Annotated in this window: 13 protein-coding genes; all 13 read right to left on the minus strand. The window is 63.2% G+C overall.

Annotated elements, in window-relative coordinates; translation table 11 throughout:
- Positions 1-13: 13 nt before the first annotated feature.
- Entirely contained in the window at positions 14-403 is a 390-nt protein-coding gene (locus BM408_RS08530) for a hypothetical protein (RefSeq protein ID WP_092128957.1), read from the minus strand.
- A 13-nt stretch (positions 404-416) separates the two neighbouring features.
- Positions 417-1,613 (minus strand): formate dehydrogenase subunit gamma, encoded by a 1,197-nt coding sequence (locus tag BM408_RS08535; protein ID WP_092128959.1) that lies wholly within the window; start codon positions 1,611-1,613, stop codon positions 417-419.
- Between the two features lie 14 nt (positions 1,614-1,627).
- Complete coding sequence (locus BM408_RS08540; RefSeq protein WP_092128961.1) at positions 1,628-1,870, minus strand: hypothetical protein; 243 nt, start codon at positions 1,868-1,870, stop codon at positions 1,628-1,630.
- The gene (gene fdh3B, locus BM408_RS08545) at positions 1,867-2,487 is read right to left on the minus strand and encodes a formate dehydrogenase FDH3 subunit beta (RefSeq protein WP_092128963.1); all 621 of its coding nucleotides are present in this window, start codon (positions 2,485-2,487) and stop codon (positions 1,867-1,869) included. The genes BM408_RS08540 and fdh3B overlap by 4 nt, the downstream gene beginning before the upstream one ends.
- A 2-nt stretch (positions 2,488-2,489) precedes the next feature.
- Positions 2,490-5,462 (minus strand): formate dehydrogenase subunit alpha, encoded by a 2,973-nt coding sequence (locus tag BM408_RS08550; RefSeq protein ID WP_092128965.1) that lies wholly within the window; start codon positions 5,460-5,462, stop codon positions 2,490-2,492.
- Between the two features lie 63 nt (positions 5,463-5,525).
- Entirely contained in the window at positions 5,526-5,735 is a 210-nt protein-coding gene (locus BM408_RS08555) for a formate dehydrogenase (RefSeq protein ID WP_092129507.1), read from the minus strand.
- A gap of 223 nt (positions 5,736-5,958) precedes the next feature.
- Positions 5,959-6,576 carry a TorD/DmsD family molecular chaperone gene (locus BM408_RS08560; RefSeq protein WP_092128967.1) on the minus strand — a complete coding sequence of 206 codons (618 nt, stop codon included), beginning with the start codon at positions 6,574-6,576 and terminating at the stop codon, positions 5,959-5,961.
- Positions 6,577-6,595: 19 nt separating this feature from the next.
- On the minus strand, positions 6,596-8,731 hold the full coding sequence (locus BM408_RS08565; RefSeq protein WP_175541733.1) for a 4Fe-4S dicluster domain-containing protein: 2,136 nt from the start codon (positions 8,729-8,731) through the stop codon (positions 6,596-6,598).
- Positions 8,658-9,422 (minus strand): DUF3306 domain-containing protein, encoded by a 765-nt coding sequence (locus BM408_RS08570; RefSeq protein WP_092128969.1) that lies wholly within the window; start codon positions 9,420-9,422, stop codon positions 8,658-8,660. Before BM408_RS08570 ends, BM408_RS08565 begins: the two co-directional genes overlap by 74 nt.
- Entirely contained in the window at positions 9,415-9,927 is a 513-nt protein-coding gene (locus BM408_RS08575) for a DUF3305 domain-containing protein (RefSeq protein ID WP_254774761.1), read from the minus strand. Before BM408_RS08575 ends, BM408_RS08570 begins: the two co-directional genes overlap by 8 nt.
- 107 nt (positions 9,928-10,034) lie before the next feature.
- Positions 10,035-10,259, minus strand: a complete 225-nt coding sequence (locus tag BM408_RS08580; RefSeq protein WP_092128975.1) for a formate dehydrogenase subunit delta — start codon at positions 10,257-10,259, stop codon at positions 10,035-10,037.
- Positions 10,256-11,071: a formate dehydrogenase accessory sulfurtransferase FdhD gene (gene fdhD, locus BM408_RS08585; protein WP_254774745.1), complete on the minus strand. Its 816-nt coding sequence runs from the start codon at positions 11,069-11,071 to the stop codon at positions 10,256-10,258. Before fdhD ends, BM408_RS08580 begins: the two co-directional genes overlap by 4 nt.
- A complete protein-coding gene (fdhF, locus tag BM408_RS08590; RefSeq protein WP_092128980.1) occupies positions 11,058-13,952 on the minus strand; it encodes a formate dehydrogenase subunit alpha in 2,895 nt (964 codons plus the stop codon). Before fdhF ends, fdhD begins: the two co-directional genes overlap by 14 nt.
- Between the last annotated feature and the right edge of the window lie 3 nt (positions 13,953-13,955).

Consider the following 13,955-nt stretch of genomic DNA (forward strand, 5'->3'; position numbering starts at 1 on the left):
AAAGAAAAACGGGTCAGGATTTCTTGGCAGCAGGGTTGCCGACCGCATCGGGCTGCTTGGTGTTGGGCGGGCTGGTGGCGTTGCCCGCGGGCGAATGCGCGCCGGCGGCTTCCAGCGGCTTGGCTTCGGGCGGGGTGTAGGCAAAGGGGCCAGGGTCTGCGCAGGCTGGCGCGGGTGTGGGCGGCTTGGTTTCTTTACCCGTGGCCTTGGCGGATTTGTAATAGGCGGCCGCAACCTTGTCTTGCGATTTGCACAGCTGGTAGGCCTCAAGCTTGCCCGTCCAGGCGGCCTTGGCGGCAGTTTCGGCGGCCTTGGCCTTGGCTTCGTCGCTGAGGGCGGGGAGCTTGGCCAGCGCGGCGGCCGAGGCGACAGTCAACAAGCTCAGGATCAGGAGTTTCTTCATCGTGTGGTCCTCTTTATGCCTGCACTATCTGGGCGGGCGGATCAACAGGCTTGCTGCGCTGCGCCGGAATGTTGCCGGCCTTCACGTCGTCATACCAGTATTCGTGGTGCTCTTTGGCCCAGGTTTCATCGACATAGCCGGTGCGCATGGCCTTGTAGGCGCCCTGCATGCCGATGGTGCCGAGGTAAATATGGCCGAGGAACATGCACATCATCAGGACGGTGGCCACGGCATGCACCATGTGGGCGATCTGCATGGTGGAGCGCTCATAAATCAGGCCGGGCAGCAGCTTGTCGAGCACAAAACCCGAAGACACGACCACGATGCCGAGGAAGAACACGCCGCCCCAGAAGATGAGCTTTTCACCCGCGTTAAAGCGGTTGGAAGGCGGCTCACCGCCGGTGATCAGGCCGCCGCCTTTGGCCAGCCAGTGCAGGTCGCCCTTTTGCGGCCAGTTGTCGCGCAGGAAGGTAAAGAACACGATCACCAGCGACACCGCAAACAGTGGGCCGGCAAAGTTGTGCATGGTCTTGAGCACCCAGGTGAGCCAGCCGAAGAGCGCGCCGCCGATGATGGGCAGCAGGAAGAATTTGCCAAATGCCATGACCAGACCCGAGATTGCCAGGATGGAAAACGCAATCGCGTTGGACCAATGGGCGGCACGCTCAAACGGCGTGAAGCGCTCGATCTTGCGGCCGGTGTCAACACCGTGGGTGGTGATGGAGCCCTTGCTGAAATAAAAGATCGCGATAGCCAGCAGCACGATCACAAAGAGTGAGCCGCCGTAGGGAATGATCCAGTTGTTGCGCACCTGGCGCCAGGCTTCGCCGGCGTTGGTCAGGCGTGAGCCGGGGTACTGCACAAAGGGCTGAATCAGGTTGCCGGCTTCGGGTGCTTCGCTTTTGGGCAGGCTGCTGTATCCGGTCACGCCCTCGCCCACCTGGCGCCACATGGGCGCGTTGTTGCCGGGCTGCACCTTGGCGCGCTCACCGTTGGTCTGCTTGGCGTAGTTGGGGTCGGCGCTGGCTTCGGGTTTGACCTCAAAGATGTTCTGGCCCTGGATGCCGCCGGTGGCTGCAGCAGCAGGTACGGGCGCGGGCGCTTGCGCGGCGGCTGCCGGCTGGGCCGCAGGCGCCTGCGCGGCCGCAAGCCCTGTGACGCCTGCGAAAAGCGCTGCTGTCAAAAATGCCGCTGTTCGTGCACGAAACATAAAGCCTCCGGTCACTATTTCGAGTTACCGATCTTGTTGTACTCGTTCTGGCTGTTCTGCGCGCGGGCCTTGAGGCCCTGCTCCCAGCTGGTCTTGTCGCCGGCCTTCCAGCCGGGTGCGGCAAACTGGTTCTGCACGCCCTGGTAGGCGGCGCCGTCGGTTTTGACGCCGCTGCCCAGGGTTTGCGGTTTTTCACCGCAGGCCGACAGGGCAGACAGAGCCACCACGGAAAAAGTCAGTACAAAAAGGCGCTTCATGATTTGGCTCCTGCGGGCGGCTGGCCGGCTTGTTTGGAGCCGTAGGCCGTGCCCCAGCCCCAGACTTCGGCGCCCTTGCCGCGTTGCACCACGCGGGTACGGAAGATGTCGGCCACCACATCGCCGTCGCCGGCGATCAGGGCCTTGGTCGAGCACATCTCGGCGCAGGCCGGAAGCTTGCCTTCAGCCAGGCGGTTGCGGCCGTATTTTTCAAACTCGGCCTGGCTGCCGTTGACTTCAGGGCCGCCGGCGCAGAAGGTGCATTTGTCCATCTTGCCGCGCACACCAAAGGTGCCGGAAGCCGGGAACTGCGGCGCGCCAAACGGGCAGGCGTAGGAGCAGTAGCCGCAACCGATGCAGACGTCCTTGTCATGCAGCACCACGCCCTCTTCGGTGCGGTAAAAGCAATTGACGGGGCAGACGGCCATGCAAGGTGCGTCGCTGCAATGCATGCAGGCTACCGAGATGGATTTTTCGCCGGGCACACCGTCGTTGAGCGTGACCACACGGCGGCGGTTGACGCCCCACGGCACTTCGTTTTCGTTTTTACAGGCGGTGACGCAGCCGTTGCATTCGATGCAGCGTTCTGCGTCACAGACAAATTTCATTCTTGCCATGGTTATGCCCTTTCGACGTTGCAGATCGTCGTTTTTGTTTCTTGCATCATCGTCACGCTGTCATAGCCGTACGTTGTTGCCGTGTTGACCGCCTCGCCGCGCACCACAGGCGCAGCGCCGTTGGGGTAATAGGCCAGCATGTCGGCACCCTGCCAGCGGCCCGAGAAGTGGAACGGCATCCACACCGTATCGGGGCCGACGCGCTCGGTCACCATCGCCTGCACATTCAGGCGTGCGCCGGTCGGGCCGTTCAGCCAGACACGTTCACCGTTGCGTATGCCGCGGTCCGAAGCGGTCTTCGGATTGATCTCGACGAAGGCCTCTTGCTGCAATTCGGCCAGCCAGGGGTTGGAGCGGGTTTCTTCACCGCCGCCTTCGTATTCGACCAGCCGGCCGGAGGTCAGGATGAGCGGGTACTTTTCGCCGACCTTGTCCGCAATGTTTTTCTGCTGGATCGTTTTGTACAGGGTGGGCAGGCGCCAGAAGGCCTTCTTGTCGTCATGCGTGGGGTACTTGGCCATGAGGTCGGCCCGGGTGCCGTAGAGCGGCTCGCGGTGCTGCGGAATGGCGTCAGGGAAGTTCCACACCACGGCGCGTGCCTTGGCGTTGCCGAACACGTGGCAGCCGTGCAGCTTCATGGTGACGCGGATGATGCCGCCCGACGGATCGGTCTTCCAGTTTTTGCCTTCGGCGGCGGTTTTTTCAGCGTCGGTCAGGTCGTCCCACCAGCCCAGCTTCTTGAGCAGCAGGTGATCGAACTCGGGGTAGCCCGTCGTGATGTCGGAGCCCTTCGAATACGAGCCGTCTTCGGCCAGCAAGTTGACGCCGTCTTTTTCCACGCCGAAGTTGGCGCGGAAATTACCGCCGCCGTCCATCACGTGTTTGGAGGTGTCGTACAGATTGGGTGAGCCGGGGTGTTTAAGGTCCGGATTGCCCCAGCAAGGCCAGGGCAGGCCGAAGTAGTCGCCGGCCGTGTCGTAGCCGGTGAGCTTGTCCTTGCCGCCTTTGGACTTGAGGGTCTTGACGTCGAACAGGTGCATGTTGCGCATGTGGGCCTGCAGGCGCTCGGGGCTCTGGCCGGTATAGCCGATGGTCCAGACGCACTTGTTGATCTCGCGCAGGATGTCGTCCGGCACGGGTTCGTCCATGCCTTTGACCTTTTGCATCTTGTAGTTCTTCGACAGCTCCTTGGCAAAGCCGAGTTTTTCGGCGAACTGATGCATGATCATGTGGTCGGTGCGGCTCTCCCAGAGCGGCTCGATCACTTTTTCGCGCCACTGGAGCGACCGGTTGGAAGCCGTCACCGAGCCGCTGGTTTCAAACTGGGTGGCGGCCGGCAGCAAATACACCGCGCGCTTGGGGTTGAGGTCTTCGGCCTTGCCGGGCATGGCAGCCATGGCGGCGGTGGCCGACGGATACGGGTCCACCACCACCAGCAAGTCCAGCATGTCCATGGCCCGCTTCATCTCCAGGCCGCGGGTCTGCGAGTTGGGCGCATGGCCCCAGAAGAAGACGGCACGTAAGTTGGAGTCTTGGTCGATCAGCTCGTTTTTCTCCATCACGCCGTCTATCCAGCGCGAGACCGTGATGCCGGGCTTGCCCATCATCGCGGCCGATGCGTAGCGCCCCTTGATCCAGTCGAAGTCCACACCCCAGGTCTTGGCGAAGTGCTTCCAGGAGCCCTCTGCCAGGCCGTAGTAGCCGGGCAGAGAATCGGGGTTGGGGCCGACGTCGGTCGCGCCCTGCACGTTGTCATGGCCGCGGAAGATGTTGGCGCCGCCGCCGGAGACACCGATGTTGCCCAGCGCCAGCTGCAGGATGCAGGAGGCGCGTACCACGGCATTGCCGGTGGTGTGCTGCGTCTGGCCCATGCACCAGACGATGGTGCTGGGGCGGTTCTGGCTCATCATGGTGGCCACCTTGAGCACGGTGGCCTCGTCAACACCGCAAGCCTCCAGCACCTTGTCGGGTGTCCATTTGGCCATCACGTCGGCCTTGACCTTGTCCATGCCGTAGACACGGTCGTTGATGTATTTTTTGTCTTCCCAGCCGTTCTTGAAGATGTGATACAGCACACCAAAGAGGAAAGGAATGTCGGAGCCGGAGCGGATGCGGACGTACTCATCGGCCTTGGCCGCCGTGCGGGTAAAGCGCGGGTCGACCACGATCATCTTGCAGCCGGCCTCCTTGGAGTGCAGCATGTGCAGCAGGCTGACGGGGTGGGCTTCAGCGGCATTGGAGCCGATGTACAACGCGCACTTGCTGTTTTGCATGTCGTTGTACGAATTGGTCATGGCGCCGTAGCCCCAGGTGTTGGCGACACCGGCCACCGTGGTGGAGTGGCAGATACGGGCCTGGTGGTCGCAGTTGTTGCTGCCCCAGAAGCTCACGAACTTGCGCATCAGGTAAGCCTGCTCGTTGTTGTGCTTGGAGGAACCCACCCAGTACACCGAGTCCGGCCCGCTTTCCTTGCGCAGCTCCAGCAGCCTGGCGCTGATTTCATTGAGCGCGGTGTCCCAGCTGATGCGCTCGTACTTGCCGTTGACCAATTTCATCGGGTAGCGCAGGCGGTATTCGCCGTGACCGTGTTCGCGCAGCGCGGCGCCCTTGGCGCAGTGGGCGCCCAGGTTGATGGGGGAGTCGAACACCGGCTCCTGGCGCACCCAGACGCCGTTTTCAACAATGGCATCCACCGCGCAGCCCACCGAGCAGTGGGAACAGACGGTGCGCTTGACTTCGATCTTGCCGGTGCCGTCAGATGTGGCGCCGGGCGTGGCGGCTGCGGCTTTTTTGACCAGGGTCAGTTGTGTGGCGGCAAGGCCCACACCAACACCCAGGCCGGAGCGGCGCAGAAAGGCGCGGCGGTCCATGGTGGGCAGTGCGTTGGACAGGCCGCGCGACAGGCTTTGCACAAAACGCGCGGACCCGGTGCGGTGCACGGGATGGACATCGGAAGATTTTTTCGTGAGCAGCATGAAGCTCTCCGTAGAAGGTGAAATCGGGTCGGGCTCTAGATGAAGCCGGGCTACTTGCCTGGTTTAGAGGCGGGTGGTCTTGTAGTAGCGCTTGACGTGTTCCGAGAGGCTGTAACCGCCGCCTTTTTCAGGGGCCGGTTTGGGCTCTGCAAGCTCGGCTTGCTGCAGCGCCGGTGCGCCCGGCAGGGCCACAATGGCCGCGGCTGCCGCGCCGGTGGCGGCTGCGCCGAAAAAGAATCCCCTTCGTGAGGGTTTTGGCTGGCTGTCCTGCATGGTGATCTCCAAGGGAAGGCTTGCTGGTTATGTAACCGTTTGCATAGCACTGTACGACAGAGCGCCACGCACCACAATGGGTGGGGGCATTCATCGGCCCGGGCTAGGGAAAACGATAAGCGATCTTACGATGACGGCGGCGCGTTCTCGCGATTGGGCCCGCCCAATACTGTTTGAATTTGAGAAGAAATGTTTACTGCTGGTGACATATGGATTCAGGGATTCAGGCCAGCATGTCAAAACCTTGTGCCTCAACGCTGATGAAGGTCTGCGTGAAAGCCGCCAGCGCCGCATAAAACCGGGCCCTGGGGTGTGCGGTGATGACATCACACATCAGCGGCACCCAGGGCTGCACATGCCGGGCAAAAAATTCGCGCTGGCGCGTGAGGTTGGCCACCTCCACATCGTCACCGGCGATCAGATAACGCATGACTTCGCACAGGTAGGCCACATGGTCTTCGGTTTCGGGCATGGCCTCGTCGCGCGCCAGGCCCAGCGCGGCGATATCGGTGCGCAAGGCCGCCAGAGGCTTCTCGTTCAAAAAACCGGCCAGGTAGTGCGAACCAAAGAGGTACACCTCGGGCTTGCCGACGCCGCCGAACAGGGCGTCGTGCTCGCGGGTGACGTCGGCCAGGCTTTGCGCGCGGGCAACGGCGACGAGTTCGCTCCACGAGCTTTCAAGCAGGCCGCCGGCGGCCGGCGCTTCGGTGACGGCAATGCGCAGGTTTTCATACAGCTCTGCAGAGGGCGCCGCGTAGTAGAGCGCAGCCAGCAAGCCATAGACTTCGGCCCGCGCGGTTTCTTCGTCCAGCGTAGAGGTGGTGAGTTGGGCTTGGGTCATGGCGGCGTGTAGGGCTTCTTCAGCGGATGTCGGTGATCTTCAGTTCGTTGTCGGCGGAATAGATGTCGATGACGCGGCAGTCACCGCACATCTTGAGGCGGTCCGCGGCCGCACCCTGGAACATCGCATGCCCCGCGAGCTTGCCCAGCATGGACTCGATGGCCTTGAGTGTGCCGAAGGGTTTGCTGCAGCGTATGCACTGGTAAGGCTGGCTTTCGTTGAGCACGCGCGCCTCTTTGCGCTGCGGCGTGAGCAGCAGGCGCGGCTGCAGCGTGATCGCGTCTTCAGGGCAAGTGACGGCGCACAGGCCGCACTGCACACAGTTTTTCTCGATGAACTTGAGCTGCGGGCGATCAGGGTTGTCTTGCAGCGCGCTGGCGGGGCAGGCGCTAACGCAGCTCAGGCACAGGGTGCAGGTGTCGGCGTTGACGGTGAGGCTACCGAAGGGCGAGCCTTTGATGGGCAGCTCGATGGCTTCGGGCAAGGCGGCGGGCGCCTGGCTCATCAGGTGGTCCAGCGCCATGTCCAGCGTGCTGCGCTTTTCTTGCGCGACGGCAAAACGCGCCGCTGTGGCGGGCACCGCGGGCTTGCCGCGTGCGAGTAGCTGCAAGCTGGCGTCCAGCCCGGCGATGGCGTCAGCGCCCTCCCCGGCTTGCACCAGATGAAAGTGAGTGCCCGGGTAGCCCAGGCCATTGAGCAGGGTTTGCGCCACACGCATCTGCTCGGCCAGACCTTCAAGATAGGCAGGCGCTTCTTCACGCGTCACCAGCACCGCCACTTGCGATGCGCCAAAAGCAATGGCGCTGAGCCACAAGTCCAGGCCCACACTGGCGGTGTGCCACAGCGCCTGAGGGATCACATTGGCGGGTACGCCCCGCACGGTTTTTTGCAGCCGCGCGGCGCGGCCCAGGGCCTCGATGGCTTGCTGGCCGCTGTCTTGACTATGAAACAGCAGCACGGGCTGTGCGCCACCGGCTTTGGTATACGCCGACAGCAGTGTCTTGATGCGAACGCCCTGCTCACTGGCGCGCGGGTAAGCGTAAGTGAGCGCGCCCGTCGGGCACACCGTGGTGCAGGCGCCGCAGCCCACACAGAGGTTGGGATTGACGACGATTTGCTGCCGCTCTTTCTGGCTGCTGACGGCGCCGGCTGAGCAGATGTCTATGCAGGCATTGCAACCCACGGTTTCGTTGCGGCTGTGGGCGCAGAATTTTTGTTTGTAGGCAAAAAATTTGGGCTTTTCAAACTCACCCACCATGTCGCGCAGCTTGACTACCGTGGCCAGCAAGCCGGGCGAGGCCAGGCCGGCGGATGCATTCAGCGCAAAGTAGCCTTGCGGCGGCGCGTGCAACGCGACCAGGGGTGTGGCGCCCAGGTCCAGCACCAGGTCAAACGCCTCGGTGAGTTTTTGCGGCGCGCGGTTGAAGTCGATGGCGCCGGCCACCTTGCACACGGCCACGCAGTCGCGGTGCGATGTGCATTTGGCGGCATCGACCTGGTAGCTGAGGTCGATGGCGCCTTCGGGGCACACCGCGACGCAGGCATTGCAGCGCGTGCAAAGGTCCAGGTCGATGGCGTTGGTCTTGTCCCAGCTCGCCTCAAATGCGCCCAGCCAGCCTTTGAGCGTGAGCCGCTCGCCGCTGATGACGGGGTATTTGCGCTCTTGTGAGGGGAAGCCGCCCTGCGCCTGGGGCGAGACGCCTTGCGCGAAGATGGTCACGTCCAGCGTGTCGGCGACGAGTGCCGCGATCTGCTCAGCTTGGTCAAGCGCACCCACGATCAACAGTCGCCCCGCGCTTTTGTAAGTGACGGTGGCCACCGGCTCGGCGTCCGGCAGGTGCGCAGCAGCCAGCAGGGCGGCGATTTTGGGGGTGGCGCCGGCGGCGTCTTTACTCCAGCCACCGGTCTCGCGGATATTGACGAACTTCACCACCGAGGTGACGCCCTGGGTCTGCTCACCGACTTCGGCAAAGAGCCGCTTTTCCTGGGTGCAGGCTACGACGACATCGTCGCCGGATTGCGCGGCCTTCTGGAAGGCCCCCACCTCGCGGCGGCACAGCGCCGAATGCAGTGTCAGCGTTTCATTGAGTGCCGCGCCCAGCGCCTGGGGCTGGAGCGGCATGGTCTGGTTGCAGTCGCAAATCAGTGTGGGCATGGTCTTCTTGGCTGGCTCCGGCCGGGTCGGGCTGGGATTGGCTGGCAGGTAAAGCGCCTGGCGTTTGCGATGGGGCTATGTCCGGATTTTCATAGGACTGTGCCACGGTTTGGACTGTGGGGTTATTGGCGCTTTCCCGTGGCGGGTTGGCCGGGTCGTTTTGCTGGCCGGTGGTTTGCACCTGATCCCCACTTTTCTCTTTGTTCTCTTTGTTCTCTTTGTTCTCTTTGTTCTCTTTGTTCTCTTTGTTCTCTTTGTCCTCCTCATCATCAAAGAGCTTGAGAAACTTCGCGCTGGTCATCTGCCGCAGCATGGACTCGGGGATGGGGTCTGACTTGGAGTAGTCGTCGATGTAGGTGTCCAGCCCGTCCATCACATTGAAGTGCGGGTCGGTAAAGAGCTGCTTCATCGCGGCGTTGCGCACATCGGGTGTCACATCGCCGGCCATGAAGGGCTTGAAGTCAGAGTCTTTGGTGAGCAGCTTGGCGTCGGCCAGGGTGAGGGTCTTCTTTTCCGGCACTACCTGCGGCGGCCCCAGGGGTTCTTGCTGCGCCTGGCTTTGTGCAGCGGGCGCCTTGGCATCTGCTACGGGCGGCGCAACTGGAACCGGTTCTTCCAGCGCTTTGCCCTGCGCGATGTCGGTCTTGCGCCGGGACCATCGCCCCAGAAAACCTGCGGGCTCGTCAGCCATGCTGGCCTCCGCCGGTTTTCTTTTCGGTGCTGACCCGGGCAGGGTTGCCAAAGCGGTCTGTCAAAGGCTTGAAGCTTTGCGGGCGTTGCCGGCGTTTGACCTCCGGCACGTAATGCTGGCCGACAAACTCCTGGAGCCACTGCACGATTTGTGGCGGCGCGGGCACCTGCTCGACGGTTTCCTGCGCGTCCAGCCAGCGGCCGGCGTCGTGATAACTCAGGGTAACGATTTGCGGGATCGCGACGGGTTCTTCGGCCAGCAGGGCTTCCTCTTCCATGCGCCAGACCACCCAGAAGCAGGGCTGCGCGGTGCTGGCGTTGAGGTAATAGCCTTCGCCGTCGTCGGTAAAGAGCTCGACCTTGAAGCCGGGGTGCAGCCAGCGCTCTTCGCGATCATCTTTCAGCAGCAGGCGCGGCGCGGCGCCAAAGCCGGCTTCGTGCGGCACGATGTCGGCCAGCGACCAGCGCCAGGGCTGCCAGCGGTTGTCGATGCGCTCACGGCGCATGACAACGGCCACCACAGTGCAGGGGCGTTGCCGTGTGGCGTCTGTTTCAGGAGACTGCAGCAGGAAGTCCGACATGCCCGCAGTGTACGGCGGGCAAAAATAACCTTCTAAACCAGTAGGGACCGGTGTTCCAATGCGGCGCGGCGTACCACGTCGCTGATCCCGTCGCCGCCATTGCTCTCAATCAGTTCCAGCAGCGCCTTGCGCATACGCGGGTCCCAGAATTTCTTGAGGTGCATGGCCAGTTCCTGCAGGGCCTCCGCGCGGTCGGGCATGGTTTCAAAAAAAGCGCCGATCTGGTTGACCATGCGCACAAGGTTGTCGTTGTTCATAAGATGTACTCCAGGTTGACGCGCTCTTTGTGGCTGTACACGGAAAGGTCTTCCCCGCGCACAAAACCCAGAAGCGCCACGCCGGCGGTTTGCGCCACATCAATCGCCAGGCCGGTCACGCCCGACACAGCGGCCAGCAAGGTCACGCCGGCCATGGCGGTCTTGTGCACCATCTCATAGCTGGCGCGGCTGGTGACGACGATAAAGCCTTCATTGGCTTTCACACGGCGGCGCTGCAGCGCGCCAATCAGCTTGTCCAGCGCGTTGTGCCGGCCGACGTCTTCGCGCAGCACCACGATGTCGCCATCCGCATTGCACCAGGCGGCCGCGTGGGTGGCGCCGGTGGCGCTGAGCAGCAACTGCTGCTCACGCAGGTTGATCAGGGCGCGGGTGATGGCGCCCGCCTCAAACCCGGCGCCGCCTTGCAGGCGCGGCGGCAGGCGCACCGCATGCGCCAGGCTTTCGGTGCCGCACAGGCCGCAGCCGGTACGGCCCGTCATGCTGCGACGGCGATCTTTCAGGCGCGCAAAGCACGGCGCCGCGATGGTCAGGTGCAGTGTCTCGCCCTGCTCGCTGCTGCTCTGTTCAATGTCGTGAATCTGGGTGTAGTCGTCCACGATGCCTTCGGTGACGGAAAAGCCAAAGGCGAAGTCTTCCAGGTCGGAGGGGCTGGCCAGCATCACGGCATGCGAGATGCCGTTGTATTCCAGCGCCACAGGCACCTCTTCGGCCACCCAGTCCGAGCGGTCGAATGCCCGGCGCGCCCGCACCCCGGTGACGGGGGCTTCGCGGCAACCCTCAACCGCCTGCATGCGCTGCCTCGGCCGTGCCCGCCGGTTGTGACGCCGCATCCAGCAGCTGCAACTGCTCTTTGTTGAAGCGCGAGTAGGACTTTTGCCATTCCGACGGCTGCGCCACCGGCATGACCTGCACCGCCGTGACCTTGTACTCGGGGCAGTTGGTGGCCCAGTCGGAGCTGTCGGTGGTGATGACGTTGGCGCCCGACTCGGGGAAGTGGAAGGTGGTGTAGACCACACCCGGCTGCATGCGCTCAGTCACCACCGCGCGCAGCACGGTCTGGCCGGCGCGGCTTTCAATGCCCACCCAGTCATCATTCTTGATGCCACGGTCTTCCGCGTCGTGCGGATGGATCTCCAGCCGGTCTTCGCTGTGCCACTGGTTGTTGGCGGTGCGGCGGGTCTGCGCGCCGACGTTGTACTGCGACAGGATGCGGCCGGTGGTCAGCAGCAGCGGGAATTTGCGGGTGACTTTTTCGTCGGTGGCCACGTACTGGGTGATGATGAAGCGGCCCTTGCCGCGCACAAAACCGTCCTTGTGCATGAACTCGGTGCCGAGCTCCGCCGTGTCTTCGTTGCAAGGCCATTGCACGCTGCCGTGCTTTTCGATCTTGGCAAAGGTCACGCCGCGGAAGGTCGGCGTCAGCGCGGCGATCTCGGCCATGATGTCGCGCGGATGCACATACTTCATCGGGTAGCCCAGCGCATTGGCCAGCTTGACGGTGACTTCCCAGTCGGCCAGGCCGGCCTTGGGCGGCATGACCTTGCGCACGCGCGAAATGCGGCGCTCGGCATTGGTGAAGGTGCCGTCTTTTTCCAGGAAGGACGAGCCCGGCAGGAACACATGCGCGTACTTGGCGGTTTCGTTCAGGAAGATGTCCTGCACCACGATGCATTCCATCGACGTGAGGGCCTTGGCCACGTGCTGGGTGTCGGGGTCGGACTGCACGATGTCTTCGCCCTGGCAATACAGGCCCAGGAAGCTGCCGGCCACGGCGGCGTCAAACATGTTCGGGATGCGCAGGCCGGGCTCTTCATTCAGTGTCACGCCCCAGGCGGTTTCGAATTCGGCGCGCACCGTGCTGTCGGATACATGGCGGTAGCCCGGCAGCTCGTGCGGGAAGGAGCCCATGTCGCAGGCGCCCTGCACATTGTTCTGGCCGCGCAGTGGGTTCACGCCCACGCCTTCGCGGCCCACATTGCCGGTGGCCATGGCCAGGTTGGCAATGCCCATGACCATGGTCGAACCCTGCGCGTGTTCCGTCACGCCCAGGCCGTAGTAAATAGCAGCATTGCCGCCTGTGGCGTAGAGGCGTGCGGCGGCGCGAACGTCTGCCGCAGGCACGCCGGTGACGGCTTCCATGGCTTCGGGCGAATTGTCCGGGCGGGCCACAAACTCGCGCCATTCGCGGAAGGACTTTTCGTCGCAGCGCTCGGCGATGTAGTCGTCGGCCAGCAGGCCTTCCGTCACCACCACATGGGCCAGCGACGAAATCATGGCCACGTTGGTGCCAGGCCGCAGTTGCAGGTGGAACTCGGCCTCCACGTGCGGCGAGCGCACGATGTCGATCTGGCGCGGGTCGACCACGATCAGGCGGGCGCCTTCACGCAGGCGCTTTTTCATGCGCGAGGCAAACACCGGGTGGCCGTCGGTCGGGTTGGCACCGATGATCAGGATGACGTCGGCCTTCTCGACCGACTTGAAGGTCTGGGTGCCGGCCGATGTGCCATAGGTCTGGCTCAGGCCATAACCGGTGGGCGAGTGGCAGACGCGGGCGCAGGTGTCGACGTTGTTGTTGCCGAAAGCGGCGCGCACCAGCTTTTGCACCAGGTAGGTTTCTTCATTGGTGCAGCGCGACGAGGTGATGCCGCCAATCGAATCCTTGCCGTGTTTGGCCTGGATGCGGCGGAACTCGCTGGCGGCGTAGTTGATGGCTTCGTCCCAGCTGACTTCCTGCCATGGGTCGCTGATGTTCTTGCGGATCATGGGCTTGGTGATGCGGTCTTTGTGGGTGGCGTAGCCCCAGGCAAAACGGCCCTTGACGCAGGCATGGCCTTCGTTGGCCTTGCCGTCTTTCCACGGCACCATGCGCACCACTTCATTGCCCTTCATCTCGGCCTTGAAGGCGCAGCCCACGCCGCAGTAGGCGCAGGTGGTGATCTTGTTGTGCTCGGGCTGGCCCAGCATGATCACGGTTTTTTCCTGCAGCGTGGCGGTGGGGCAGGCTTCGACGCAGGCGCCGCAGCTCACGCATTCGGATTCCATGAAGGGTTGGTCTTGCCCCGGCGACACGCGCGACTCAAAGCCGCGGCCGCTGATGGTGAGCGCAAACGTACCCTGGGTTTCTTCGCAGGCGCGCACGCAGCGGTTGCACACGATGCACTTGGAGGCGTCGTAGCTGAAGTAGGGGTTGGAGTTGTCGATTGCAGGCTTGCTTTCGTTGCGGAAATGGTTCGCGCCTTCCATGCCATAACGCACTTCGCGCAGCCCGGTCACGCCGGCCATGTCCTGCAGTTCACAGTTGCCGTTGGCCGAGCAGGTCAGGCAGTCCAGCGGATGGTCGGAGATATAGAGCTCCATCACGCCCTTGCGCAGCTCTTGCAGGCGGGGCGACTGGGTGCGCACCTTCATGCCGGCTTCGGCCGGGGTGGTGCAGGAGGCCGGGAAGCCCTTGCGCCCGTCGATCTCAACCATGCACAGGCGGCAGGAGCCGAATGGCTCCAGGCTATCGGTGGCGCAGAGCTTGGGCACCTGGATGCCCGCATCGACCGCCGCGCGCATGAGCGAGGTGCCGGCCGGTACGGTGACACTTTCGCCGTCGATCTCCAGCGTGACTTCTTGCGTGGACTCGCGTTTGGGGGTGCCGTAATCGGTTTCTTTGAGGTGTTCGAGCATGAA

The sequence above is a fragment of the Polaromonas sp. YR568 genome, from assembly GCF_900116715.1.
GTDB lineage: Bacteria > Pseudomonadota > Gammaproteobacteria > Burkholderiales > Burkholderiaceae_C > Polaromonas.